Here is a 22979-nt window from a genome sequence, read left to right as displayed (position 1 = left end):
CCATGGCCACATCCTCCACCCGTGACAACACCATCAGCGCCCGCGCCTTGGCCATTGCGTCCAGCGTGCTGGCGGCCGCTGCGGCGGGGATGGTGTTTCAGATCTATGGGGCCGCTGATGGCGTGGGCTTTCTGGATGTGCTGCGCAGCACGCTGATCTTCTTTTCAACCTGGTGGCTGGCTTGGGGCGCGGCAACGGCGCTTCTGGGCCTGACCGCCCGCCAACGCCCGCAGGTTGCGTGCAACGCAGGTGCCATCACCGGGCGCACAGTGGTGATCGTGCCGGTCTACAACGAAGACCCGCGCGTCACCTTCGCGCGCATCGCCGCGATGGATGCGTCGATCATCGCCACCCGCGCGGGCGCGCAGGTCGATTTCGCCGTGCTGTCCGATACGCGGGACGAGAAAATCGCCCTGCAAGAACAACACTGGTTCGCCCGCCTGCTGGCGCGCCAAAACGGCGAAGGCCGGATGTTCTACCGCCGTCGCGAGAAGAACACCGGGCGCAAGGCCGGCAATATCGAGGAATTCATCACCACCTCGGGCGGCGCTTGGGATTACGCGGTGATCCTCGACGCCGACAGTTTGATGGAAGGCGAAACCATCATCGAGATGATCCGCCGGATCGAGGCCGCACCGAAACTCGCGCTGCTGCAAACCCTGCCGCGCGTCGTGGGCGCGACCACCCGCTTTGGCCGTGCGATGCAATTCGCCGCCGGTTTCCACTCCCCCATATTCGCGCGGGGCCTTGCCGCCACCCAAGGCCGCACCGGCCCGTTCTGGGGCCACAACGCCATCGTCCGCATCCGCGCCTGGGCCGAAAGCTGCGGCTTGCCCGAACTGCCCGGCCGCGCGCCGTTTGGTGGCCATATCATGAGCCATGATTACGTCGAAGCAGCACTTCTGGCCCGTGCGGGCTGGCTGGTGCGGCTGGATGACGATCTGGAAGGCTCGTATGAAGAAGGCCCCGAGAATATCATCGACCACGCCAAGCGTGACCGCCGTTGGTGCCAAGGCAACCTGCAACACTCCAAACTCGTCGCCGCCCCCGGCCTGAAACTGTGGAGCCGGTTTGTCTTTCTGCAAGGCATCTTCGCCTATATCGCCCCGCTGATCTGGCTGGCATTCATCGCAGCCTCGATTGCCGCCGTCTATTGGGTCGAAATCCCCGATTACTTCCCCGAAGCCAACTGGCCATTTCCCACCTTCCCGAATGACCAGACCCCCAAAGCCATCGGCCTAGCCGTCGGCGTGTTCGGCCTGCTGGTGATGCCGAAACTGCTGGTGGCGCTGGATGCGATCTTCACCGGGCGGTCACGTGGTTTTGGCGGTATCGGCGGCTCTTTGCGCGCGGTTTTCACCGAACTGGCGCTTTCGTCGCTGATTGCGCCGATTCTGATGGCTTTCCAAAGCCGTTCGGTTTTACAGGTTCTTCTGGGAAGAGACGGTGGCTGGCCACCGAATAACCGGGGGGACGGTGGATTGGACATTTCCGAGGCTTGGGCCGCCGGGCGCTGGATCACATGGCTGGGCCTGCTCTGCATCATCGCCACCCATGTTCTGGCGCCTGTTCTGACGCTGTGGCTGCTGCCCGTGGCCCTGCCGATGGTCGCGGCACCATTGCTGATCTGGTGGACCTCGCGCAGCGTCAGCCAAAGCAGCTTTCCGGTGCCGGAAGATACCACAATCCCGCCGATCCTCTCCCGCCATAACGCCGTGCTGGCGGCTTGGGCCACCCCGGCCACTGCCGCCGCCGCGCCGCTGATGGCGGAGGCGAAACTTGGCTGACGCTCCGCGCGTCCGGGATTACCGGATAGATCTGCTGCGCGGCGTCGCGTTGGTGATGATCTACATCAACCACATTCCCGGCACGATTTACGAGCATTTCACCTCGCGCAACTTCGGCTTTTCCGATGGGGCCGAGGGCTTTGTGCTGATGTCCGGCATGGCGACGGGCTTGGCCTATGGCGCGGTGTTCCTGCGCGGTGCCACCTGGCGCGAGGCGTTGCGGCCATGGAAGCGCGCCTTTACGCTGTGGTGGGTGCATGTGCTGGTGGTGGCCTGCATCGTGGCCCTGTTCGCGTTGACCCAGCACGATCCTGCGGTGGCCAGCATGGCGATCAAGCGCAACATCGCCCCGGCACTCGAGAATATGGACGGCTTTGCGCTGCCCTTGTCCACGCTGGGCCATCAGTTCGCCTATGCCGATATCCTGCCGCTTTATGTGGTGTTGATGCTGGTGGCCCCGGCGCTGCTGGCATTGGCGGTGCGCTGGCCGCGCGGCTTGATGGTGGGATCACTGGCAGTCTGGTTTGCGGCGGGATTTGCGCGCTTTACCATGCCGACATGGCCGCTGGACAATGGCTGGTTTTTCAACCCGTTCTCGTGGCAGGTGCTGTTCGTCGCGGGCATGCTGACGGGCATCGGCATCCGGCAGAACCGCCGCTGGCTGCCGATCCGCAAGGGCGCGCTTGTGCTGGCTTGGGGCTTTCTGATCCTTGCCGCCCTATGGGTGCAGATCGGCTGGGTGGCGAACTGGGGCGGGCATACGCTTTGGCTCTTGCACGAATACGCCTACTTCCCGGCGGTGTTCACATCCTTTGAGAAAAGCTATGTCTTTCTGCCCCGGCTTTTGCACATTCTTGCGCTGGCCTATGCGCTCAGTGCCCTGCCGGTGCTGAAAACCATCGCCAACAGCCCGAAAGTGTCGGGGCTGATCCTGCTTGGCCAACACTCGCTGCCGGTGTTCGCCACCAGCACGGTGCTGGCCTATATCGCGCAAGTCACCAAGGCGATGAACCCGCCCTCGTTCCTGCTGGATACCGCGCTCATCGGCGGCGGGCTGGTGATCCTTTATGGCGTGGCACGGCTGCGCGACGGCCAGAAGCGGCAGCAGCAGACCCGGATTGCCGATACGCTGTGACGGATGCGGGTGCGCTTGGGGCCGATTTCGGAAGCCTCCGGCGGGGATATTTAAGCAGAGAGGATGAACCGAAGCCGGGCAGTCATAGTGACGGCATCCTTTCATAGGCTTATAAGCCATTGGTTTTGTTTGCGCCCTAACTGGCTCGCGCGTGGACACGCCCATGCGGCAGCGTCGCCCTTGAAATAATTCCGCCACGCGACATACTCTTGCCAACCCTGCCGGAGTTTTCCGATGATCACGCGCGGCACCGAAAATCACCTGACCACGATCGAAACCGCCCTCGCGCGGGGTGAGGCCGCACGTTCCCCCGTGGTGGCCTCGTGGAGCCGCTCTGCCCGCCTGCATGGCCTTGATCCGACCAAACCCGGTCAACAAGATCGCATGACAGCGCAAGAACTCAGCCTCGCCCGTGAACGCACCGCCCCCCTGATCCGCGCCGCCGCGCCCAATCTTGACCGGCTGTTTCAAGCCGTGGGCGCTGTGGGCTGCTGTGTCCTCCTCGCCGACCTAGATGGCGTCCCCTTGGAACGCCGGGGTGCTGCCGTCGATGATGCGGTGTTTTCCGATTGGGGTCTCTGGCCCGGCACCCGTTGGTCGGAAGCCCAGCAGGGCACCAACGGCATCGGCACCTGTCTGGTCGAAGAACGCGTGGTCACGATCCACCGCGACCAGCATTTCTTTGCCCGCAACACCATCCTGTCGTGCATGAGCGCGCCGATCTACGGCCCGCAGGGCAAGCTGGCCGGGGTGCTGGATGTGTCCTCGGCCCGTAACGATCTGACCGAAGGCTTCATGACCCTGATCAGCCAATCCGTGACCGAGACCGCGCAGAAGATCGAGGCGCAGGCTTTCCGTGATGCCTTCCCAACCGCCCGCATGGTGCTGGTGCCGGGCGAGCGCGGGCTTCTGGCGGTGGACAGCGACGATCTGGTGATTGGCGCCACCCGCGCCGCACGGCATCAGTTGGGCCTTTCCGGCGATCTTGCCCGCCAACCCCGCCCCGCCGCCGATGTGCTGGGCCATTTTGAACCCGAAACGCTGGAGGATGGCGAGCGTGCCGTGCTGATTCGCGCCCTTGCCCGCGCAGGCGGCAACGTCTCGGCCGCGGCGCGCGACCTTGGCATCAGCCGCGCCACCTTCCACCGCAAGCTTGGCCCGCGCTTTAGCTGAAATCCCCGCGATCTGTCGCAAAGCTGCGACACCTTGCGCCCTCCACCCTCTGCCCCCCGGCTGACAAAGCCCCCCTCTAAGGCGCAGCCTGTCCTCAGTGCCGCGAGGAGGCGGCCCATGTCTGGGAGGACTAATCATGAATATGGTGGAACATTTCCGCACGTCAAAATCACCCTACAAAGCCAGCTATGGCAACTTCATCGGCGGCAAATGGGTGCCGGCAAAGTCGGGCAAGACCTTTGACAACACCTCGCCGATCACTGGCGAAGTGATCTGCAAAATAGCGCGCTCTGAGGCTGCCGATATCGAGGCCGCACTGGATGCAGCCCACGCTGCCAAGACCGCATGGGGCAATTCATCGGTGGCAACGCGTGCGGTGATCCTGAACAAGATCGCCGACATCATGGAAGAAAACCTTGCCACCTTGGCCCTTGCCGAAACCTGGGACAACGGCAAGCCGATCCGCGAGACGACCTACGCCGACCTGCCCTTGGCCATCGACCACTTCCGCTATTTCGCAGGGGCCATCCGTGCGCAGGAAGGCAGCCTTTCGGAGATCGACCACGACACCGTCGCCTATCACTTCCACGAGCCTTTGGGCGTGGTCGGCCAGATCATCCCGTGGAACTTCCCGCTGCTGATGGCGGTCTGGAAACTTGCCCCCGCCTTGGCCGCTGGCAACTGTGTGGTGCTGAAACCCGCCGAGCAAACCCCGGCCTCGATCCTTGTGCTGGCCGAAATGATCGCCGATCTTTTGCCGCCGGGTGTGCTGAACATCGTCAACGGCTTTGGTCTGGAAGCTGGCAAGCCGCTGGCCTCCTCCAACCGCATCGCCAAGATCGCCTTCACTGGGGAAACCACCACTGGCCGTCTGATCATGCAATACGCCAGCCAGAACCTGATCCCGGTGACGCTGGAACTGGGCGGCAAATCCCCCAACATCTTCTTCAAGGATGTCTGCGCCGAGGATGACGATTACTTCGACAAGGCCATCGAAGGCTTCGTGATGTTCGCGCTGAACCAAGGCGAGGTTTGCACCTGCCCGTCGCGCGCTTTGATCCACGAGTCGATCTACGATCAATTCATGGAAAAAGCCTTGAAGCGCGTCGCCGCGATCACCGCAGGCGATCCGTTGGACCCCACCACGATGATCGGCGCGCAGGCCTCGTCCGAGCAGTTGGAAAAGATCCTGTCTTACATGGACATCGGCCGCCAAGAAGGCGCGCAGGTGCTGGCAGGCGGTGGTCGTCGTGAGATGCAGGGCGGCCTGTCGGGCGGCTTCTACATGCAGCCGACCGTGTTCAAGGGCAACAACAAGATGCGGGTGTTCCAGGAAGAAATCTTTGGCCCGGTGGTTTCTGTCACCACCTTCAAGGATGATGACGAAGCGCTCAGCATCGCCAATGACACGCTCTACGGTCTGGGCGCTGGCGTGTGGAGCCGTTCGGCCAACACCTGCTATCGCTTTGGCCGCGCGGTCGAGGCAGGCCGGGTCTGGACCAACTGCTACCACGCCTACCCGGCCCATGCAGCGTTTGGCGGCTATAAACAGTCGGGCATCGGGCGCGAAAACCACAAGATGATGCTGGATCACTACCAGCAGACGAAAAATATGTTGGTCAGCTACTCTCCCAAGAAGCTAGGCTTCTTCTGATCAACCGGGCGCGGGGTTTTCCCCGCGCCCACATCCTTGTGGGAGGCTGCCATGACCGAGGTTCTCGATAAAGTCACCGCCACGCCTGCGGCCCTGCAATTGCTGGCCGAGATTGTCGCCGACCATGGCCCGGTGATGTTTCATCAATCGGGCGGCTGCTGTGATGGCTCCTCGCCGATGTGCTACCCGCAGGGCGATTTCCTGCTGGGCGACCGCGATGTGAAACTGGGCGAGATTGGCGGCATGCCGTTCTACATCTCGGGCAGTCAGTATGAGGTCTGGAAGCACACCGATCTGATCATTGATGTCGTCAAAGGCCGCGGCGGCATGTTCAGTTTGGACAATGGGCGCGAGCAGCGCTTTCTGACCCGCTCGGAAATCTGCGCGATCTAAGCGGGCAATCGACAAGTAAAACTTGCCTATCCCACACACTTCTTGATTTCCCTTTACCCCGCACCAGCGCAGGATGCCCCCAAGCGATCAAAGGGCGGGCGATGCAAAACGGCGGGCAATTACTGGTTTCCTCTCTGCAGGCTTTGGGTGCATCCAAGGCCTTCGGCGTCCCCGGCGAAAGCTATCTTGCGGTGCTGGACGCGCTGCACGACACCCAAGGCCAGCTTGATTTCATCCTCTGCCGCAACGAAGGTGGCGCGGCGTTCATGGCCTCGGCCTACGGCAAGCTGACCGGAACCCCCGGCATCTGCATGGTCACACGCGGGCCGGGGGCGACCAATGCCTCGATCGGCGTGCATACCGCGATGCAGGATTCCTCGCCGATGATCCTGTTTGTCGGTCAGGTCGGCACCGACATGAAGGGGCGCGAGGCGTTTCAGGAACTCGACTACCGCGCGGTGTTCGGCACGATGGCGAAATGGGCGGTCGAGATTGACCGGGTCGAACGTATCCCCGAAATCCTCGCCCGCGCTTGGGTGACAGCCACCACAGGCCGCCCCGGCCCGGTGGTGATAGCGCTGCCCGAGGATATGCTAACCAGCCTGACCGACACCCCCGCCTTGACCGCGCCCGCGCGCATTGCTGAACCTGCCGCGACGCCCGAAACCATCGCTGACGCGCTGGGCCTGTTGCGCAAGGCGCAGCGCCCGCTGATCCTGCTGGGCGGCACGAATTGGACCGATGCGGGCCGCAGCGCGTTGCAGCAATTCGCCGAGACCTCGGACATTCCTGTTCTGGCCGCCTTCCGCTTCCAAGACCAATTCGACAACTTCTCACCTGTGTTCACCGGCGAAGCAGGCGTAGGCATGTTGCCGCACGCCAAGGCGCTGATCCGCGATGCCGATGTGATCCTTGCCATAAACGTCCGGTTTGGCGAGATGACGACAGACGGCTACACCCTGCTTTCTGTCCCAAATGCTGCGCAGCATTTGATCCATGTGCATGGCTCGGATCGCGAGATTGGAAAGATTTATCAACCCGTTCTAGGCATCCACGCTGGCCCCAACGCCTTCGCCCGCGCCCTGACCCCCGTGCAAGGCGCATGGGGAGATTGGCGCAGCAACGCCCGCGCCGCATACGAGGCCAGCTTCAACGCGCCCGCCCAACCTTCCCCAGTTGACATGGTCGCCGTCACCGCCCACCTGCGCGACATTCTGCCCGAAGATGTGGTGCTGACCAACGGTGCGGGAAACTTTACCGTCTGGCCGAATAAGTTTTTCAAATTCGGCAAAAATGCCCGCCTGCTCGCGCCGCAATCGGGTGCCATGGGCTACGGCGTGCCCGCTGCCATCGCCGCCAAAGTCGCCTATCCGGCCCGCCGCGTGGTGTGTTTTGCGGGCGATGGCGATTTTCAGATGAACTGCCAAGAACTCGCCACCGCCGCGCAAGCGGGCGCGCAGCCGATCATTCTGATCGTCAATAACGGCATCTATGGGACCATCCGCGCGCATCAGGAACGCCACTATCCGGCGCGGGTTTCCGGCACCACAATGGTTAACCCCGATTTCGCAGCCCTTGCCCGCGCTTACGGCTTCCACGGCGAACGGGTGGAGCGCACCGAAGATTTCGCGGCGGCATTTCAGCGCGCCTTGGCCTCGGAAACCGGCGCTGTGCTGGACCTCAACGTCTCGCCCGAGGCGATCACCCCACGCCAAACCCTCAGCCAGATGCGCGCGGCGGCTCAGGCGGCCAAGCCATGACCGCACCTATCCGTTTGGGGGCCGACATTGGTGGCACTTTCACCGATATCGCGCTGGAATGCCGGGGCCGGATCTATTCGACCAAGGTGCTGACCAACTACACAGCCCCCGAACAGGCGATCCTGGACGGCATCGACGTGGTGCTGGCCGAAGCCCAGATCACCCTTGCCGATCTGGATATCGTCATCCACGGCACCACTTTGGCCACCAATGCGCTGATCGAACGCCGGGGCGCAAAGACCGCGTTCGTGACCACCGAAGGTTTCCGCGATACCATTGAAATGCGGACAGAAAACCGCTTTGCGCAGTATGATCTGAACATGGTTTTGCCCAAACCGCTGATCCCGCGAGAACATCGGTTTGCCATCAAAGGCCGCATCGGCGCGCATGGGCAGAAACTGGCAGCACTGGACGAAACCGCCCTTGAAACCCTCGCCGATCACATCACAGCCGAGGGTTTTGTCGCCATCGCGATTGGCTTCATCCATTCCTACATGAACCCCGCGCATGAACGCCGCGCGCGGGAAATCTTGACCCGCTGCGGTCTGCCGATCAGCATTTCCGCCGAAGTCTCGCCACAGATGCGCGAGTTTGAGCGCTTTAACACCGTCTGCGCCAATGCCTATGTGCGCCCGCAGATGGCCGATTATCTGACCCGATTGCAGGCGCGTCTGAAAGATTTGGGCGCGCGCTGCCCCGTGTTCATGATCCACTCCGGCGGCGGTTTGATCTCGGTGGAAACTGCGGCGGAATTTCCGGTGCGGCTGGTCGAAAGCGGCCCCGCCGGTGGGGCGATTTTTGCCGCCGATGTGGCGCAGAAATTCGGTCTGCCAAAGGTGGTCAGCTATGACATGGGCGGCACCACCGCCAAGATTTGCCTGATCGAAGACTACGCCCCCAAGACCGCCCGCACCTTTGAAGTCGCCCGCACCTATCGTTTCGCCAAAGGCTCGGGGATGCCGATTTCCATTCCGGTGATCGAGATGATCGAGATTGGCGCAGGCGGCGGCTCGCTCGCGTGGGTTGATGCGATGGGCCGGATTCAGACCGGCCCGGAATCGGCAGGCTCCGAACCCGGCCCCGCCTGCTATCAGCGCGGCGGTGTGCGCCCTGCCATCACCGACGCCGATCTGGTGCTGGGCAAGCTCGATGCCGACAACTTTGCAGGCGGCGCGATCCGGCTTTCCACCGATGCTGCAAGCGCAGCAATCGCGCGCGATGTGGGGAGCAAACTCCACCTGAACGCCACCTCCGCCGCCTTTGGTATCTGCGAGGTGGTCGATGAAAACATGGCCAATGCCGCGCGTGTACATGCGGTGGAAAACGGCAAGGACATTTCCGACAATGTGATGATCGCCTTTGGCGGCGCAGCCCCACTGCATGCGGCGCGGCTGTGCGAAAAGCTTGGGATTGATCAATGCCTTATCCCTGTTGGGGCAGGGGTCGGCTCGGCCATCGGCTTTCTGAAAGCGCCGTTTGGCTATGAGGCTTTGGCCTCGAACATCCTGCCGCTGTCGGGCTTTGATGCGGCCAAGGTCAACACCCTGATCGCGGGACTGAAGGCCACGGCGACGGGCTTTGTGCGCGCAGGCACCGCCGCCCCGATCCAATACGAAATCACCGCTTTCATGCGCTATGTCGGCCAGGGGTGGGAGATTCCGGTGGCCCTGCCGGACCGTGATTTCACCGCAGCGGATGCCGAAATGCTGCGCAGCAATTTCTGCGAAAACTACGCCCGTTTCTTTGGCCGCGCCATCGAAGGGCTGGAGGGGTTGCAGATTGAAATCGTCACATGGTCGCTGAAGGCGCAAGACCAGCGCGCCAAGCCCGACCAGATCGCACTCACCTCGGGCGGGGCAAGGGCAGCGCACAAGCTTTCACGTGCTGTCTTTGATCCGTCTCGGGGTGAGTTCATGCAGACCGCCATCATTGACCGCAGCCACCTCACCCCCGGCGCGCGCATCATCGGCCCGGCGGTAATTGTCGAGCGTGAAACCTCAACCGTTGTCACCGCCCCGTTTGATGTGGTGATGCAAAGCGACGGCAGCCTGCTGTTGATCCGCAAAGGGGCCACGATATGAGTGACCAGACCCGCGACATTCGCATGCAGGTGATGTGGAACCGGCTGATTTCGGTGGTGGAAGAACAGGCGCTGACCCTGCTGCGCACGGCGTTTTCCACCAGCGTCCGCGAGGCTGGCGATCTGTCGGCGGGCGTGTTCGACCCGCAGGGCCGGATGCTGGCCCAAGCCGTCACCGGCACCCCCGGCCATGTCAACACCATGGCCGAGGCGGTCTTGCATTTCATCGCCGAGATTGGCCGCGACAACATGTTCGCGGGCGATACTTACGTGACGAATGACCCGTGGAAAGGCACCGGCCATCTGCACGACATCACCATGGTTTCACCGTCCTTTCTGGGCGACGATCTGGTGGGTTTCTTCGCCTGCACCGCGCATGTGGTCGATGTGGGCGGCAGGGGTTTCGGCGCCGATGCCAAATCGGTTTACGAAGAAGGCATCCAGATCCCGATCATGAAATTCGCCGAGCGCGGCACGGTCAATGCCGATCTGGTGCGGATGATCCGCGCCAATGTGCGCGAACCCAATCAGGTGGTGGGCGATTTCTATTCGCTGGCGGCTTGCAATGACGTGGGCCACCGCCGCCTGATCGCGATGATGCAAGAGATCGGGCTGACCTCGCTGGATGCCTTGGGCGAGTTCATCTTTACCCGCACCCATGCCGCCACATTGCAGCGCATCCGCGCGTTGCCACAGGGCACTTGGGCGAACACGCTTGCCACCGATGGCTATGACGCGCCCGTCACTCTGGCGGCACAGGTGCAGATCAGCGGTGATCAGGTGAATGTCGATTTCGCAGGCTCTGATCCCGCCAGCCGGTATGGCATCAACGTGCCGATCATCTACACCAAGGCCTATGCCTGCTACGCGCTGAAATGCGTGATCGCCCCCGATATTCCGAACAACTGGGCCTCGCTGGCCTTGTTCACCATCTCCTCGCCCGAGAACATCCTGAACGCCCCGCGCCCCGCACCCGTGGCTGTGCGGCATGTGATCGGCCATATGGTGCCCGATCTGGTCTTGGGCGCTTTGGCCAAGGCGCTGCCGGGGCAGGTGCTGGCGGAAGGGGCGGCGGCGCTGTGGAATATCCACATGTCGGTGCGCCCGGTTGCGGGCCAGACGGGCAGGCGGGCCGAGATCCTGATGTTCAACTCGGGCGGCATGGGCGCACGGCCCGGTCTGGATGGCTTGTCGGCCACTGCTTTCCCTTCCGGCGTGATGACGATGCCGATTGAGGCCACCGAACATACCGGGCCGATCGTGGTTTGGCGCAAGGAACTTCGCCCCGACTCTGGCGGTGACGGCCAGTATCGCGGTGGTCTGGGGCAGGTGATCGAGATTGAACCGGCACCGGGGCATGAGTTTGACTTTTCGGCGATGTTTGATCGGGTGAACCATCCGGCAGCGGGCCGCGATGGCGGCGGCGCCGGGGCGGCGGGTGTGGTGGCGCTGGACGATGGCACGCTGCTGAAGCCAAAGGGCTGGCAGCATGTGCCCGCAGGGCGCAGGTTGATCCTTCATCTTCCCGGCGGCGGCGGCTACGGTGCGCCGAGTGCGCGGGATGCAGAGGCGCGGGCAGAGGATGCCCGCCAAGGCTATGTGACAGGGAAACAGCCATGAATTACGTTGCAGATCGCTTGAGCGCGGTAAAACCCTCGGCCTCTATGGCGGTGTCGATGGCCGCGAAAGCCCTGCGCGCGCAGGGTGTCGATGTGATTGATCTGGGGCTGGGAGAGCCGGATTTCCCCACCCCCGCCCATGTTACCGGGGCCGCGTTCAAGGCCGCCGCCGCAGGGGAAACGCTCTATACCGCTTCCGCAGGCACCCCCGCCCTGCGCGCCGCGATTGCCGATAAATTCAAGCGTGAGAATGGCTTAACCTATAGCGCTGATGAAATCACCGTCGCCAATGGCGCGAAACAGATCATCTTCAACGCCCTGCTGGCCACGCTGAACCCCGGCGATGAAGCGATTTTGCCCACGCCTTATTTTGTTTCTTACCCCGAGATGGTCAAACTGCTGGGCGGCATCCCCGTTACCCCCGCTTGCCCCGCCGAGACCGGCTTTCGCCTGACGCCTGCGGTGCTGCAGGCGGCGATCACCCCGCGCACCAAATGGCTGTTTCTGAACATGCCGGGCAATCCATCGGGCGCGGTCTATTCCACCGCCGAATTGCAGGTGCTTGGCGCGGTGTTGGCGCAGCATCCACAAGTGCTGATCCTGTCGGATGAAATCTACGAGCATATCCTGTTCGATGGCCGCAATTTTGTCAGCTTTGGCGCAGCCTGCCCGGAACTCCGCGACCGCAGCCTGATCGTCAACGGTGTGGCAAAAGCCTATGCGATGACCGGCTGGCGCGTCGGCTATGCGGCGGGGCCAGCGGCTTTGCTGAAGGCGATGAACACGGTGCAAAGCCAATCCGTCACCTCGGTGGCAGCCCCCATGCAGGCCGCAGCGCTGGCTGCCCTCACCGGCCCGCAAGACTGCATCGCCACATTCCGCACCGCGTTCGAGCGTCGCCGCGATCTGGTGGTGGCCGCAGTGGTTACGATCCCCGGCCTGACCCTCGCCCCACCCGAAGGCGCGTTCTACGCCTATATCGGTTGCGCCGCCCTGATCGGCAAACGCACGCCCAAAGGTGAAACCCTCACCGACGACACCGCCGTCACCCAATACCTGCTGACCGAAGGCCGCGTCGCCGCTGTTCCCGGCACCGCCTATGGCCTGTCGCCGTTCTTCCGCATCTCGACCGCCACGTCAGACGCGGTATTGGCCGAGGCGATGGCCCGCATCAAAGCCGCCGTCACCGCTTTGGAGGCCGCATGACCCCGCGTTTTGATACCATCCTGATCACCGGGGCCGCTGGCCGCTTGGGCACCGAACTCCGCCGCGGCCTCGCCCCCTTGGCACGTCGCCTGCGCCTTTCCGACATCACCGAAATCCAAGATCTGCAACCCAACGAAGACGCCGTGATCTGCGACCTCGCCGACGAATCCGCGATCCTGGCTCTGACCCAAGGCGTTGATGCGATTGTGCATTTCGGCGGCATCCCGCTAGAGCGCGGCTGGGATGCCATCCTGAACGCCAATATCCGTGGCAGCTATCACATCTATGAAGGCGCGCGCAAAGCAGGTGTCAAGCGCATCATTTACGCCTCCTCCGTCCACGCCATCGGCTATCACGATCTGGAAAGCCAGATCGACGCCAACGCCCCACACCGCCCCGACGGCCTCTATGGCCTGTCGAAATGCTTCGTCGAAGATCTGGGCCGCCTCTACTGGGACAAGTTCGGCATCGAGACCGCCGCCTTGCGCATCTTCTCGTCCTTCCCCGAACCCGCAGACCGTCGGATGCTGTGGTCTTACCTGTCGTTTGATGATTGCGTCCGCCTTGTCACCGCAGCCCTGACCGCGCCGCGCGTGGGCTTTACCGTCAGCTTTGGTCTGTCGGACAACACCGTCAAGACCGTCGATAACCGCCTTGCGGCCCACCTTGGCTATCAGGCAAAAGACAGCGCAGAGCCCTTCCGCGCCGGGGTCGAGGCGCGCACCGATGCGCCTGACCCAAAGGCGCCCGCAGTGCGGCATCTGGGCGGCTGGTTTGTAGATTTGGGTCATCCCGACGATAAGGACAAGACATGAAAACGCAGTATGACGTGGTGATCGTGGGCGGGGCGGTGATCGGCTCGGCTGTGGCATATTTCCTGATGGCGAACCCCGATTTTGGCGGCTCGGTTCTGGTGGTGGAGCGTGACCCCACCTATGCCAAAGCCTCGACCTCGCTGTCGGCAGCCTCGATCCGCACGCAGTTTTCCAACCCGATCAACGTCAAGATTAGTCAGTTCGGCTATCAGTTCATCAAGGACTTCCCCGAGACCATGCAGGTCGGCGATGACAAGCCCGATCTGAACTTCCACTCTGGCGGTTATCTCTACCTGGCGGGCACGCCGGAACAGGAACAGGTGCTGCGCGAAAGCCACGAGGTCCAGCGCGCCTGTGGGGCCGATACCGTGCTGTGGGATCAAGACCAGCTTGCCCGCGCCTTCCCGCATCTGAATGTCGAGGATATTCGGCTGGCATCCTACGGCCAATCCGGCGAGGGTTGGTTCAACAACACCGGCATCATGGCAGGCTTCCGCAACAAGGCCCGCGCCTTGGGGGCCGATGTGGTGACGGATGAAGTGGTCGCCATCGCCCGCAATGGCGATACCGTCACCTCTGTCACGCTGAAATCCGGTGCCACCATCCAAGCCGGAACCGTGGTGAACGCCTCCGGCCCCCGCGCCGCCCTCACCGCCCGCATGGCGGGCCTCGACATCCCCGTCGAGCCCCGCAAACGCACCCTGTTCGTGTTCGATTGCGCCAAATCTCCCGAAGGAACCGCCACCGTCAACCAAGGCCGCCTGCCGCTGATGATCGACCCCACCGGCGTGTTCTGCCGCCCCGAGGGCCGGTTCTTCCTGTCCGGTGCCGTCCCGGTCGAAGATCCGGCGGTGGATTGGGACGACTTTGAGCCGCGCTATGAGGAATTCGAAGACATCATCTGGCCCGCCCTTGCCACCCGCGCGCAGGGGTTTGAGGCGATCAAGGTCGTCAACCAATGGGCCGGGCATTACGATTTCAACACGCTGGACCATAACCTTGTGGTGGGCCGCCACCCGCAGGTGCGCAATTTCGTCTTTGCCAACGGCTTCTCCGGCCACGGCCTGCAACAAGGCCCCGCTGCGGGCCGCGCTGTGTCAGAACTGATCATCTACGGCGGCTATCGCACGCTGGACATGTCTGAAGTTGGCTATGAACGCATTGTCGAGAACCGCCCCTTCCTCGAAAAAGCAGTCATTTAACCAATGGACCGCCCGCCGCGCCTTCCGCCATTGAACGCGCTGCGGGTGTTTCAGACCGTGATGCGGCACCGCAGTTTTCGCGGAGCGGCGGATGAACTCAGCGTCACGCCGCAAGCGGTCAGCCAGCAGATCAAACTGCTGGAGGACACCTTGGGTCTGGCGCTGTTTGCCCGCAAAGGCCGCGCGATTGACCCCAACGAGCAGGCCATTCTGCTGGCGCATTACATTCAGGCGGGTTTCGACGAATTCGCCGAAGGCATCCGCCGCGTCAGCAAACTCGGCCAGCGCAACCGCATCAACGTCAACGCCAGCCCCTATTTCGCCACGCGCTTTCTGCTAGATCGGCTGTCGCAGTTTCGCGCGCTGATGCCGGGTGCCGATCTGCGGCTGACCACCATGGTAGACCTGCCCGATTTCGTCGCCGATGATGTCGATGTCGCGATCCAATGGGGATTTGGCGGCTGGAGCCATCACGACCAGACCCTGCTTTTGCGCGATATCAAGGTGATCTGCTGCACCCCCGCCCTTGCCGCGCATCTGCACGCACCGGATGATCTGCGCAACCAGCCGCTGCTGCATTCCGTGCTGGCCGATCTCTGGGCGCCGGTGCTGGCGCATCTGGGCGTATCCGCCCTGCCGCCCGATGGCGGTCTGCGGTTTCAGGATGCCGCCACCATGCGCCGCGCCACGCTGGCGGGCCTGGGCGTTGGCCTGTTGTCCAGCATTGATGCCGAGGAAGACCTCGCCTCGGGCAAATTGGTCGCCCCGTTCGGCGTTGAGGTGATGGCGCAGATGCCGCAGGCGCAGATACCGGGGTTCTATCTGGTGCTGCCAAAGGCGCATCGGCGGGTGAAAACCATCGCGGCGTTCTGCGATTGGGTGGCACGCGAAAACTGGGCTTCGCCCGTGGTGTAAGGAGTCAATATGGCACAGGCATTGGTTACAGGGGCGACCAGCGGCATTGGCCGCGCAATCGCGCTGGCGCTGCATGGTGCGGGGCATCAGGTGGTGGCCTTGGGCCGCAATCCGCAAGCGTTGGCCGATCTGTCTGCGCTTGGCCTGCACACCCGCCAGATGGATCTGACCGACGCCGCCAGCTTCGCCACACTGTCCGACCTTGCCCCCGATTTTCTGGTGAACAACGCAGGCATGATGCCGCCCTTGGGCAATTTCTGCGACGCCGACCCCGGCGATATTGACCACGCCATCAACACCAACCTCCGCGCTGTGCTGGCGCTGACCCGCGCCATCGCCCCCGGAATGCGCGCCCGCGGCCATGGTCATATCTTCTTCACCGGCTCGACCGCAGGCCATGCGCCCTTCGCCAATCTCGCCGTCTATTGCGCCACCAAGGCTGCCATTGGTGGCTTTGCCCAAGCCCTGCGGCTGGACATGGCCCCCCACAACGTCCGCGTGACCGAGATCGTCGCGGGCCGGGTGGAAACCGGGCTCTACAACACCCTGCTGCCGCCCGAGGCCCGCGCCGCAATGTATGCGGGCAATGGCGCGGTGCAGCCCGCCGATGTGGCCGCGATGCTGCTGGCCGTGCTGGCCTTGCCGCAATCGGTCGACGTGGCGCGGTTTGACATTCTTCCGACACATCAGGCGGTTGCCACAGGCACCCCGAAGAAAGAGGCGTAATATGAAAGGCTTATCCGTTGTCATCATCGGCGGTGGCGCAGGCTTGGGCGCGCTGCTTGCCGAAATGGCCGTGGCCGAAGGCGCCAGCGCGCTGGGCATCATCGACCTGAACGCCACCGCCGCCGAAGCCGCCCTTTCCCCCGCCCGTGCTGCGGGCATCCCACATGCCTTTGCCGCCTGCGACATCCGCACTGCCGAGGCCTCTCACGCCGCCTTCGCCAGCGTTGCGCACGCTTTGGGGCGCGTTGATACCCTGATCAACTCTGCCGCGATCTATCCACGCAAGCCGATCCTTGAGATTTCCGATGCCGATTGGGATGCCTCGAACGCGATCAATGTCAAAGGCACTTATCACATGATGGTCGCCGCGATCCGCCAGATGCGCGGGCAAGACCCGATCGGCCGCATCCGGGGCCGCATCGTCAACATCACCTCGGTCGATGCGTTCAAGGCGCATCCGCAGAACGCGCATTATGCCGCGACCAAGGCGGCGGTAGTGTCCTTGACCAAAAGCATGGCCCACGAAGTCGCCCCCGATGGCATCCTTGTGAACTCCGTCGCACCTGCGGGCATGGCCACCGAAAAGGCGCGCGAATCCGGGTTTCTGGCCGAACTCGCCAAAGCCAGCCCCTTGGGCCGAGGCGGTGAGCCGCGCGAGATGGCGGAATGGGTGCTGATGGCGGGAGGCCCCAAGAACACCTATATGACGGGCGAGAATATCATCGTTTCGGGCGGTTATATTTACGCCTAAGACCCCGATATGTGACAGGTGCCATTGCACCTGTCACCGCACGACAGGCCAGCCAAACCCCCGGAGGCCCAAAGCCTCCGGGCAGCGCCTGCCCTGCCCCTGGCAGGCGCTTCTCGCCCGCCAGGTCAGGCGCTGCCCTCTGCCAGTGATGCTGTAGGCGGTTTACCGAAACCTTTCACATGACCGGGGCCGATCCTCCACTGGAGGATCAGCTATTCCCGGCCAAATGCAGCGCAGCTATCCCTGCACCCGCCGAAAAGCCGCCGTCAGCGCGGCCTGCATCGCATCCCCTCCGCCGCCCAACACAAACCGATGAAAAACCATTTCATTCAGCCCGCCCTTGGTCGAATGATCCTCGCGCAGTTGCGCAAAACCATGCGGTTTCTCGCGCGCCACATCGCCAAGGCTGCCGAACAACCCACGCAGATACGCCCCTGCATCCGCTGCCGGATGGCCCTGCGCCACCATCCAATCCTGCGCTGCCTCCAGCAGCCCAAAATAGCTCGCCATCAACGCGCTCGCAGCCCCATAGCCATCAAACGCCAGCACGGTTTCCACCGGCAACGCCGTCCCCAAAGCCGCGAAAATCTGCATCGCAGCTGGCTGCGGCGGAAACACCGGCGTCACCCCCTGATGCCGCTCGACAAACGGCAGCGGAATGGCACGGGCGATGTCCCGCGCCCCGGTCCATTCGGCAATCCGCGCGATATGTAGCCCGGCAATCAGGCTCAGGATCGGCATATCCGCCCGGAACGACAGCGGCGCGATCACCGCCTCGGCCACCTGCGGGCGCACTGACAGGATCACCAGATCGCAGCCGTCAATCACCGCCTGATTGTCGCGCGCCACCGTCACCCCGGGCAAAAGCGCCAGTTCTGCCGCCACCAAAGCCCCGCGCGGCGAGACCACAATCGGCCAATCCGCAAGGCCCGAGGCCTTCAACCCCCGCACCATATGCGCGGTGATCGTGCCCGTGCCAATAAACCCCAGCCGCATCCTGCCCCCTCAATACACCGCCTGCGCCCCGGTGATTTCCACCAATGACCCGCACATGAACGCCGCCTCATCCGAGGCCAGAAACGCCACCAGCGCCGCCACTTCCGCAGGCTGACCAATCCGCCCAAATGGCACCATTTTGTCCAGATCGGCAATGGTGCGGCCCGAGCGTTTCACCCCAGCCTCCAGCATCGGCGTGTGAATCTCGCCGGGACAAACCGCGTTCACCCGGATCTTTTGCGGCGCATAATCGCGGGCAAGGTTCTGCGTGAAACTCGCCACCGCCGCCTTGGTCACGTTATAGGCGATGTGGTTCGGCGCGGGATGCAGGCCCCATTGTGACGCGGTGTTCACAATCGCCCCGCCACCCGCCGCAATCATATGCGGCAAGGCGGCTTGGCACAGATGGAACATCGCGTCGATGTTGATGGCAAAGGATAAATCCCAATCCTCTGGCGTCAGCGCCAGCAGTGGCCCACGCCGATTGATGCCCGCATTGTTGCACAGCACATCCAGCCGCCCCTCATGCGCCATCACATCCGCCACCACCGCGCGACAGCCCGCCGCCCCGCCAATATCCGCCGCAAACGCCCGTGCCACACCACCACTGGCACGAATACCCGCCGCCGTGGCCTCGGCCCCTGCGGCGTTCACATCCGTCACCACCACCTGCGCGCCTTCCGACGCAAACCGCTGACAAATCGCAGACCCAATCCCGCCAGCCGCGCCCGTCACCACCACAACCTTATCCCGAAACCGCATCCCGCCCCCTAACGCAGATAACTGCCGCCGTTCACATCCAGCACCGCCCCATTCAACGACGCCTGCGAGGGCCGCAGCGCAAAGGCCACCAACTCGCCAATCTCTGCCGCCTCGGCCATCGCGCCAATCGGGATGCCTGCCAGCGCCGCCGCCGCGCCATGCTGGGCGATAAACGCCTCGGCCATGTCGGTGCGCACCCAACCCGGCGCAATCGCCACCGCCGTGATGCCCTCGGCCCCATGGCTTTGCGCCACCGATTTCGTCAGGTTGATCAGCGCCGCCTTGCTGGCCCCATAAGCCATCGCGTTCGAGGCATAACCGCGCTGCCCCGCACGGCTGGCCATATTGATGATACGCCCGCCAACCCCGCGAAAATGCAGGATCGCCGCGCGCGTCAGATCAACCGCCGACAGGAAATTCACCTGCAACTCGCGCGCCCAGACCGCCTGCCATTGCTCCAACGGCGCATCGACGGCAACTTCCGACCTGATCCCTGCATTGTTCACCAGCCCATGCAGCCGCCCCGCCAAAGCCTCGGCCTCGGCCCAAAGCTGCGTCGCCGCCGCAGGGTCCGCCAGATCTCCCGCCACGATCCAGCCCGCACCGCCAATGCGGTCCAGCAAAGCCTCTGCCGCCGCGCGATTGCGCCCGTAGTGGATCACCACCCGCGCCCCCTCTGCCGCCAAGGCCACACAGATCGCCTGCCCAATCGCGCCGGTCGCCCCCGTCACCAGCACATTCCGGCCCGCCAGATGCCCGGCGGTCCTGCTCATAACTCACCCACTTGCGAGCCCCAGGTATCCGACAGCGCAAACCCGCGCGCGAACGGATCATCGGGATGCACCCGCAACTGCTCACGCCCATAAATCCAGCCCTTGCCGGTGATGCGCGGCAACACGGCACGATGATTGCCCACCACCGTCTCGCCCAAAGCCTCAGCCGTAAACGCCCCGCCGATGATGGATCGTGACACCCGCGCATCGCCGACTGCCACCTCACCCCGCGCGAACATCGCCGCCAGATTGGCCGACGACCCGGTGCCACAGGGTGAGCGATCCACCCGCCCCGGCTTTAACGTCGTGCAGGTGCGGATACTGCCATCGGCCTCGCGGCTGCGGAACATCACATAGGCCACATCATCCAGACCGGGCAGGTCAGGGTGGCTGATCTCGATCTGGCCCTTCAGATCGGCCTTGATCGCGATGCCAGCCTCGGCCAGCGCGCGGGCATTGTCGGGCACAATCTCCATCCCCACCTGATCGGCATCGACCAAGGCATAGAACACGCCGCCAAAGGCAATATCGGCCCGGATCACGCCAAAATCCTTGGTTTTCACCGGCGCATCCAGCGCCAGCACAAACGCGGGCACGTTATCCAGACTGACCGAGACACAACGGCCATTCTCACACCGCGCCCGCACCGTGATCAGCCCCGCCGCCGTATCCAGCCGCACCAGCGTCTCGGGTTCCACCATCTTCACCCGCCCGGTTTCCAGCAAGGCCGTCACCACGCAGATGCAGTTGCTGCCCGACATCGGATGCGCCCGATCCGGCTGCAACACGATGAAGGCCGCATCGGCATCGGGGCGGGTGGGAGGCAGCAACAGATTGCTGCTCATCGCGACCCCGGCGCGCGGCTCGAACGTCACAAAACGGCGCAGGCTGTCGTCCACCGTGTTGATATGGTTCATCTTCTCCAGAATGGTCGCGCCGGGAATCTCGGGCGCGCCGCCGATGATCACCTTGCCAATCTCACCCTCGGCATGAACCAGCAGCAAATCGAGCGCGGTGTCGAACATGGCAAAACCCTTCTAGAAACGGTTGACGCGATAGGGGTGCAAATCCAGCTCCGGCTTGGCCCCGGTGATCAGATCGCCCATCAGTCTGGCGGTGGTCGCAGCATAGGTCAGACCCAGATGGCCGTGGCCCACGGCATAGAACACGCCCGCCGTCTTGGCCGAGGCTGACAGGATCGGCACGGTATCGGGCAGGGCAGGGCGGTGGCCCATCCATTCGGTGAAATCTTCGCAAGCCAGCCCCGGCAGCGCCGTCTGCGCGCGCCGCACCGTCACCTTGGCGCGGCGGTAATCCGGTGCCGCCTCCAGCCCCGCCATCTCGACAGTGCCGCCCACCCGGATGCCCCCCGCCGTCGGCGTCACCATGAACGCCCGCGCGGGCCAGATGATCGAATGGCGCATACTTATGCCGGGGGACATGATCTGCGTGTGATAGCCCCGCTCGGTCTCCAGCGGGATGTTCTCGCCCAACAGCTTCGACAGCCGAGCCGAGAATGCCCCCGCGCAGATCACCACCTCATCCGCCGCAATCACCCTGCCATCCGCCAACTGCACGCCAGTGATGCGGTCGCTACGGGTGAACCCCACCACCGCGCCCGTCTCAACCCGCCCGCCCAAGGCCTGAAACCGCTCCGCCAAGGCCAGCACCAGCTTGTAGGGGTCTTTCATCGAACGGTTGTCGGGAAACCGCACCGCCATGCCGATCTTGTCCGACAGTGCAGGCTCCAACGCCCGCGCCGCAGCACCCTCCAGCACCTCATGCGCAAAACCAAAGCGTTCAAGGATTTCAATGTGTTCACGGTCGGCCTTGAACTCTGCCGCATCGGTATACAGCGACAGACACCCCACCTCTGAAATCTGATCCTGCAACCCGGTCTCGGCCAACAAGGCCTGCGTATCGGCCAGCGCGCGCCCACACAAAGCCGCCCCCTGCGCCTCCAACTCGCGCAGCTTTCCGGGCCGCGAGGCCGCAATGAACCGCAAAAACCACGGCACCAAACGCGGCATATACCCCGGTCGCACCCGCACCGGCCCTTCCGGGTCCAGCATCCACCCCGGTATCTGCCGCCAGATCGACGGGCGCGAGGCCGGCATGAACTCTGTCACCGCAATCGAGGCCATATTGCCATAAGACGCGCCCTTGCCCGGTGCGCCCCGGTCGACCAACACCACCTGCCGCCCGCGCTTTTGCAGATCATGCGCAATCGCCGTGCCAACAATCCCCGCGCCGACAACAACCGTGACCATCGCCTATTTCCAGTCGAGGATCGGCTGCATCGCCGCAGCAAAATCCGCCTTCTCCTCAGCCGTCAACGGCCCCAAAGGCATCCGACACTCACCCACAGGCGTGCCCTGCAATTCACAGCCATACTTCAGCTTTTGCACAAACTTGCCGGATTCCAGAATGTTCATCGCGGTGTAAAGCGTCGCCATCTGCGCCTTGGCTTTCACCAGATCGCCACTCCGATACGTCCGGTCCAGATCGCAAACCGCCAGCGCCATGCAATTCGCAGGCCCGCAAATCCAGCTATCCGCGCCCCAGAACATGAAATCCAGCGCAATATCGTCCGACCCCGACACCAGCTGAATCCGCCCCGCATAGCGCGTCGCAATGCCAATCGCGCGCTGCAACGACCCCGAGCTTTCCTTGATCCCGATCACCCGCGGATGATCCGCCAGCGCATCCAGAACCTCCCACCCCAGTTCAACCCCATCCTTGTCGGGGTAGGAATACAGCACGATATTCACATCGACCGCATCCAACACCGCGTTGAAATGCTTGATCAATTCGGCCTGCGTCGGCTTGGTGTAGAACGGCGTCGCCAGCAGCACCGTGTCATAGCCAATCGCCTTGGCCCGCTTGGTGTTGGCGATCACCCCAGCCGTATGCGGCGCATTGGTGCCTGCGATCAACACCTCACCCGGCTTGGCGAAATCCTTGACGAACTGCAACACAGACTCGCGTTCCGCATCGCTCATCAGGTTGTATTCGCCCGAAGACCCACACGGCACCCAGCCCGAAACCCCCGCCGCGCGCAGGCCCTCCAGATGCGTCTTGAACGCCGCAAAGTCGATCTGACCGCTGGCATCAAACGGGGTCACAAGGGCAGGCATCACGCCAGACAGTTTCAACATCGCTCATCCTTTTGCAGCCGAATCGCGCCCAAACGGGCCAAGAAGCATTGCCAAAATCATGGCGACAGCGTGCC

At 63.4% G+C, this 22979-nt stretch carries 20 protein-coding genes; 14 read left to right on the top strand and 6 right to left on the bottom strand.

The annotated features are described in order from the left end of the window. The first annotated feature begins 2 nt into the window (after window positions 1-2). The 14 genes from mdoH (at window position 3) to ACFOGH_RS13075 (ending at window position 17216) form a co-directional block, all read left to right on the top strand. A complete protein-coding gene (gene mdoH, locus ACFOGH_RS13140) occupies window positions 3-1787 on the top strand; it encodes a glucans biosynthesis glucosyltransferase MdoH (protein ID WP_380073523.1) in 1785 nt (594 codons plus the stop codon). Beyond that, on the top strand, window positions 1780-2922 hold the full coding sequence (locus tag ACFOGH_RS13135) for an OpgC family protein (RefSeq protein ID WP_380073522.1): 1143 nt from the start codon (window positions 1780-1782) through the stop codon (window positions 2920-2922). Before mdoH ends, ACFOGH_RS13135 begins: the two co-directional genes overlap by 8 nt. 234 nt (window positions 2923-3156) lie before the next feature. Beyond that, window positions 3157-4095, top strand: a complete 939-nt coding sequence (locus ACFOGH_RS13130) for a GAF domain-containing protein (RefSeq protein WP_380073521.1) — start codon at window positions 3157-3159, stop codon at window positions 4093-4095. Between the two features lie 136 nt (window positions 4096-4231). Next, a complete protein-coding gene (gene adh / locus ACFOGH_RS13125) occupies window positions 4232-5749 on the top strand; it encodes an aldehyde dehydrogenase (protein ID WP_380073520.1) in 1518 nt (505 codons plus the stop codon). 51 nt (window positions 5750-5800) lie between these two features. Then, complete coding sequence (locus ACFOGH_RS13120; RefSeq protein WP_380073519.1) at window positions 5801-6142, top strand: DUF779 domain-containing protein; 342 nt, start codon at window positions 5801-5803, stop codon at window positions 6140-6142. A 101-nt stretch (window positions 6143-6243) separates the two neighbouring features. Then, complete coding sequence (locus ACFOGH_RS13115; protein WP_380073518.1) at window positions 6244-7902, top strand: thiamine pyrophosphate-binding protein; 1659 nt, start codon at window positions 6244-6246, stop codon at window positions 7900-7902. Further along, entirely contained in the window at window positions 7899-9983 is a 2085-nt protein-coding gene (locus tag ACFOGH_RS13110; RefSeq protein WP_380073517.1) for a hydantoinase/oxoprolinase family protein, read from the top strand. The genes ACFOGH_RS13115 and ACFOGH_RS13110 overlap by 4 nt, the downstream gene beginning before the upstream one ends. Continuing rightward, a complete protein-coding gene (locus ACFOGH_RS13105; RefSeq protein WP_380073516.1) occupies window positions 9980-11602 on the top strand; it encodes a hydantoinase B/oxoprolinase family protein in 1623 nt (540 codons plus the stop codon). The genes ACFOGH_RS13110 and ACFOGH_RS13105 overlap by 4 nt, the downstream gene beginning before the upstream one ends. Continuing rightward, the gene (locus ACFOGH_RS13100) at window positions 11599-12807 is read left to right on the top strand and encodes a pyridoxal phosphate-dependent aminotransferase (protein WP_380073515.1); all 1209 of its coding nucleotides are present in this window, start codon (window positions 11599-11601) and stop codon (window positions 12805-12807) included. Before ACFOGH_RS13105 ends, ACFOGH_RS13100 begins: the two co-directional genes overlap by 4 nt. Continuing rightward, on the top strand, window positions 12804-13622 hold the full coding sequence (locus tag ACFOGH_RS13095) for an NAD-dependent epimerase/dehydratase family protein (RefSeq protein WP_380073514.1): 819 nt from the start codon (window positions 12804-12806) through the stop codon (window positions 13620-13622). Before ACFOGH_RS13100 ends, ACFOGH_RS13095 begins: the two co-directional genes overlap by 4 nt. After that, on the top strand, window positions 13619-14824 hold the full coding sequence (locus tag ACFOGH_RS13090; RefSeq protein ID WP_380073513.1) for an NAD(P)/FAD-dependent oxidoreductase: 1206 nt from the start codon (window positions 13619-13621) through the stop codon (window positions 14822-14824). The genes ACFOGH_RS13095 and ACFOGH_RS13090 overlap by 4 nt, the downstream gene beginning before the upstream one ends. A 3-nt stretch (window positions 14825-14827) precedes the next feature. Beyond that, complete coding sequence (locus ACFOGH_RS13085; RefSeq protein WP_380073512.1) at window positions 14828-15739, top strand: LysR substrate-binding domain-containing protein; 912 nt, start codon at window positions 14828-14830, stop codon at window positions 15737-15739. Window positions 15740-15748: 9 nt separating this feature from the next. Further along, window positions 15749-16465: an SDR family oxidoreductase gene (locus ACFOGH_RS13080; RefSeq protein ID WP_380073511.1), complete on the top strand. Its 717-nt coding sequence runs from the start codon at window positions 15749-15751 to the stop codon at window positions 16463-16465. Window position 16466: 1 nt separating this feature from the next. Continuing rightward, entirely contained in the window at window positions 16467-17216 is a 750-nt protein-coding gene (locus tag ACFOGH_RS13075; RefSeq protein ID WP_380073510.1) for an SDR family NAD(P)-dependent oxidoreductase, read from the top strand. A 237-nt stretch (window positions 17217-17453) separates the two neighbouring features. On the opposite strand, the gene ACFOGH_RS13070 is transcribed toward ACFOGH_RS13075, so the two are convergent. From ACFOGH_RS13070 to ACFOGH_RS13045, 6 genes are read right to left on the bottom strand one after another with little or no spacing between them, the layout of a single operon-like run. Further along, on the bottom strand, window positions 17454-18212 hold the full coding sequence (locus ACFOGH_RS13070) for a pyrroline-5-carboxylate reductase (RefSeq protein ID WP_380073509.1): 759 nt from the start codon (window positions 18210-18212) through the stop codon (window positions 17454-17456). 9 nt (window positions 18213-18221) lie between these two features. After that, window positions 18222-18974 (bottom strand): SDR family NAD(P)-dependent oxidoreductase, encoded by a 753-nt coding sequence (locus ACFOGH_RS13065; RefSeq protein WP_380073508.1) that lies wholly within the window; start codon window positions 18972-18974, stop codon window positions 18222-18224. Between the two features lie 8 nt (window positions 18975-18982). Continuing rightward, window positions 18983-19747, bottom strand: coding sequence for an SDR family NAD(P)-dependent oxidoreductase (locus ACFOGH_RS13060; RefSeq protein ID WP_380073507.1), 765 nt, complete (start codon window positions 19745-19747; stop codon window positions 18983-18985). Beyond that, the gene (locus ACFOGH_RS13055) at window positions 19744-20772 is read right to left on the bottom strand and encodes a proline racemase family protein (protein ID WP_380073506.1); all 1029 of its coding nucleotides are present in this window, start codon (window positions 20770-20772) and stop codon (window positions 19744-19746) included. The genes ACFOGH_RS13060 and ACFOGH_RS13055 overlap by 4 nt, the downstream gene beginning before the upstream one ends. Window positions 20773-20784: 12 nt before the next feature. Beyond that, entirely contained in the window at window positions 20785-22017 is a 1233-nt protein-coding gene (locus tag ACFOGH_RS13050) for an NAD(P)/FAD-dependent oxidoreductase (protein WP_380073505.1), read from the bottom strand. A gap of 3 nt (window positions 22018-22020) precedes the next feature. After that, window positions 22021-22905, bottom strand: a complete 885-nt coding sequence (locus ACFOGH_RS13045; RefSeq protein WP_380073504.1) for a dihydrodipicolinate synthase family protein — start codon at window positions 22903-22905, stop codon at window positions 22021-22023. Window positions 22906-22979: the final 74 nt, after the last annotated feature.

The organism is Cypionkella sinensis, assembly GCF_042646385.1.
Taxonomy (GTDB): Bacteria; Pseudomonadota; Alphaproteobacteria; order Rhodobacterales; family Rhodobacteraceae; genus Cypionkella; species Cypionkella sinensis.
Note: the sequence above shows the minus strand (reverse complement) of the source record. Positions and strands in the feature narration are given on the sequence as shown.

Coding starts and splice junctions, on each gene's coding strand:
- mdoH (WP_380073523.1), top strand. CDS start 3: ATGGCCACATCCTCCACCCGTGACAACACCATCAGCGCCCGCGCCTTG.
- ACFOGH_RS13130 (WP_380073521.1), top strand. CDS start 3,157: ATGATCACGCGCGGCACCGAAAATCACCTGACCACGATCGAAACCGCC.
- adh (WP_380073520.1), top strand. CDS start 4,232: ATGAATATGGTGGAACATTTCCGCACGTCAAAATCACCCTACAAAGCC.
- ACFOGH_RS13120 (WP_380073519.1), top strand. CDS start 5,801: ATGACCGAGGTTCTCGATAAAGTCACCGCCACGCCTGCGGCCCTGCAA.
- ACFOGH_RS13115 (WP_380073518.1), top strand. CDS start 6,244: ATGCAAAACGGCGGGCAATTACTGGTTTCCTCTCTGCAGGCTTTGGGT.
- ACFOGH_RS13110 (WP_380073517.1), top strand. CDS start 7,899: ATGACCGCACCTATCCGTTTGGGGGCCGACATTGGTGGCACTTTCACC.
- ACFOGH_RS13105 (WP_380073516.1), top strand. CDS start 9,980: ATGAGTGACCAGACCCGCGACATTCGCATGCAGGTGATGTGGAACCGG.
- ACFOGH_RS13100 (WP_380073515.1), top strand. CDS start 11,599: ATGAATTACGTTGCAGATCGCTTGAGCGCGGTAAAACCCTCGGCCTCT.
- ACFOGH_RS13095 (WP_380073514.1), top strand. CDS start 12,804: ATGACCCCGCGTTTTGATACCATCCTGATCACCGGGGCCGCTGGCCGC.
- ACFOGH_RS13090 (WP_380073513.1), top strand. CDS start 13,619: ATGAAAACGCAGTATGACGTGGTGATCGTGGGCGGGGCGGTGATCGGC.
- ACFOGH_RS13085 (WP_380073512.1), top strand. CDS start 14,828: ATGGACCGCCCGCCGCGCCTTCCGCCATTGAACGCGCTGCGGGTGTTT.
- ACFOGH_RS13080 (WP_380073511.1), top strand. CDS start 15,749: ATGGCACAGGCATTGGTTACAGGGGCGACCAGCGGCATTGGCCGCGCA.
- ACFOGH_RS13075 (WP_380073510.1), top strand. CDS start 16,467: ATGAAAGGCTTATCCGTTGTCATCATCGGCGGTGGCGCAGGCTTGGGC.
- ACFOGH_RS13070 (WP_380073509.1), bottom strand. CDS start 18,212: ATGCGGCTGGGGTTTATTGGCACGGGCACGATCACCGCGCATATGGTG.
- ACFOGH_RS13065 (WP_380073508.1), bottom strand. CDS start 18,974: ATGCGGTTTCGGGATAAGGTTGTGGTGGTGACGGGCGCGGCTGGCGGG.
- ACFOGH_RS13060 (WP_380073507.1), bottom strand. CDS start 19,747: ATGAGCAGGACCGCCGGGCATCTGGCGGGCCGGAATGTGCTGGTGACG.
- ACFOGH_RS13055 (WP_380073506.1), bottom strand. CDS start 20,772: ATGTTCGACACCGCGCTCGATTTGCTGCTGGTTCATGCCGAGGGTGAG.
- ACFOGH_RS13050 (WP_380073505.1), bottom strand. CDS start 22,017: ATGGTCACGGTTGTTGTCGGCGCGGGGATTGTTGGCACGGCGATTGCG.
- ACFOGH_RS13045 (WP_380073504.1), bottom strand. CDS start 22,905: ATGTTGAAACTGTCTGGCGTGATGCCTGCCCTTGTGACCCCGTTTGAT.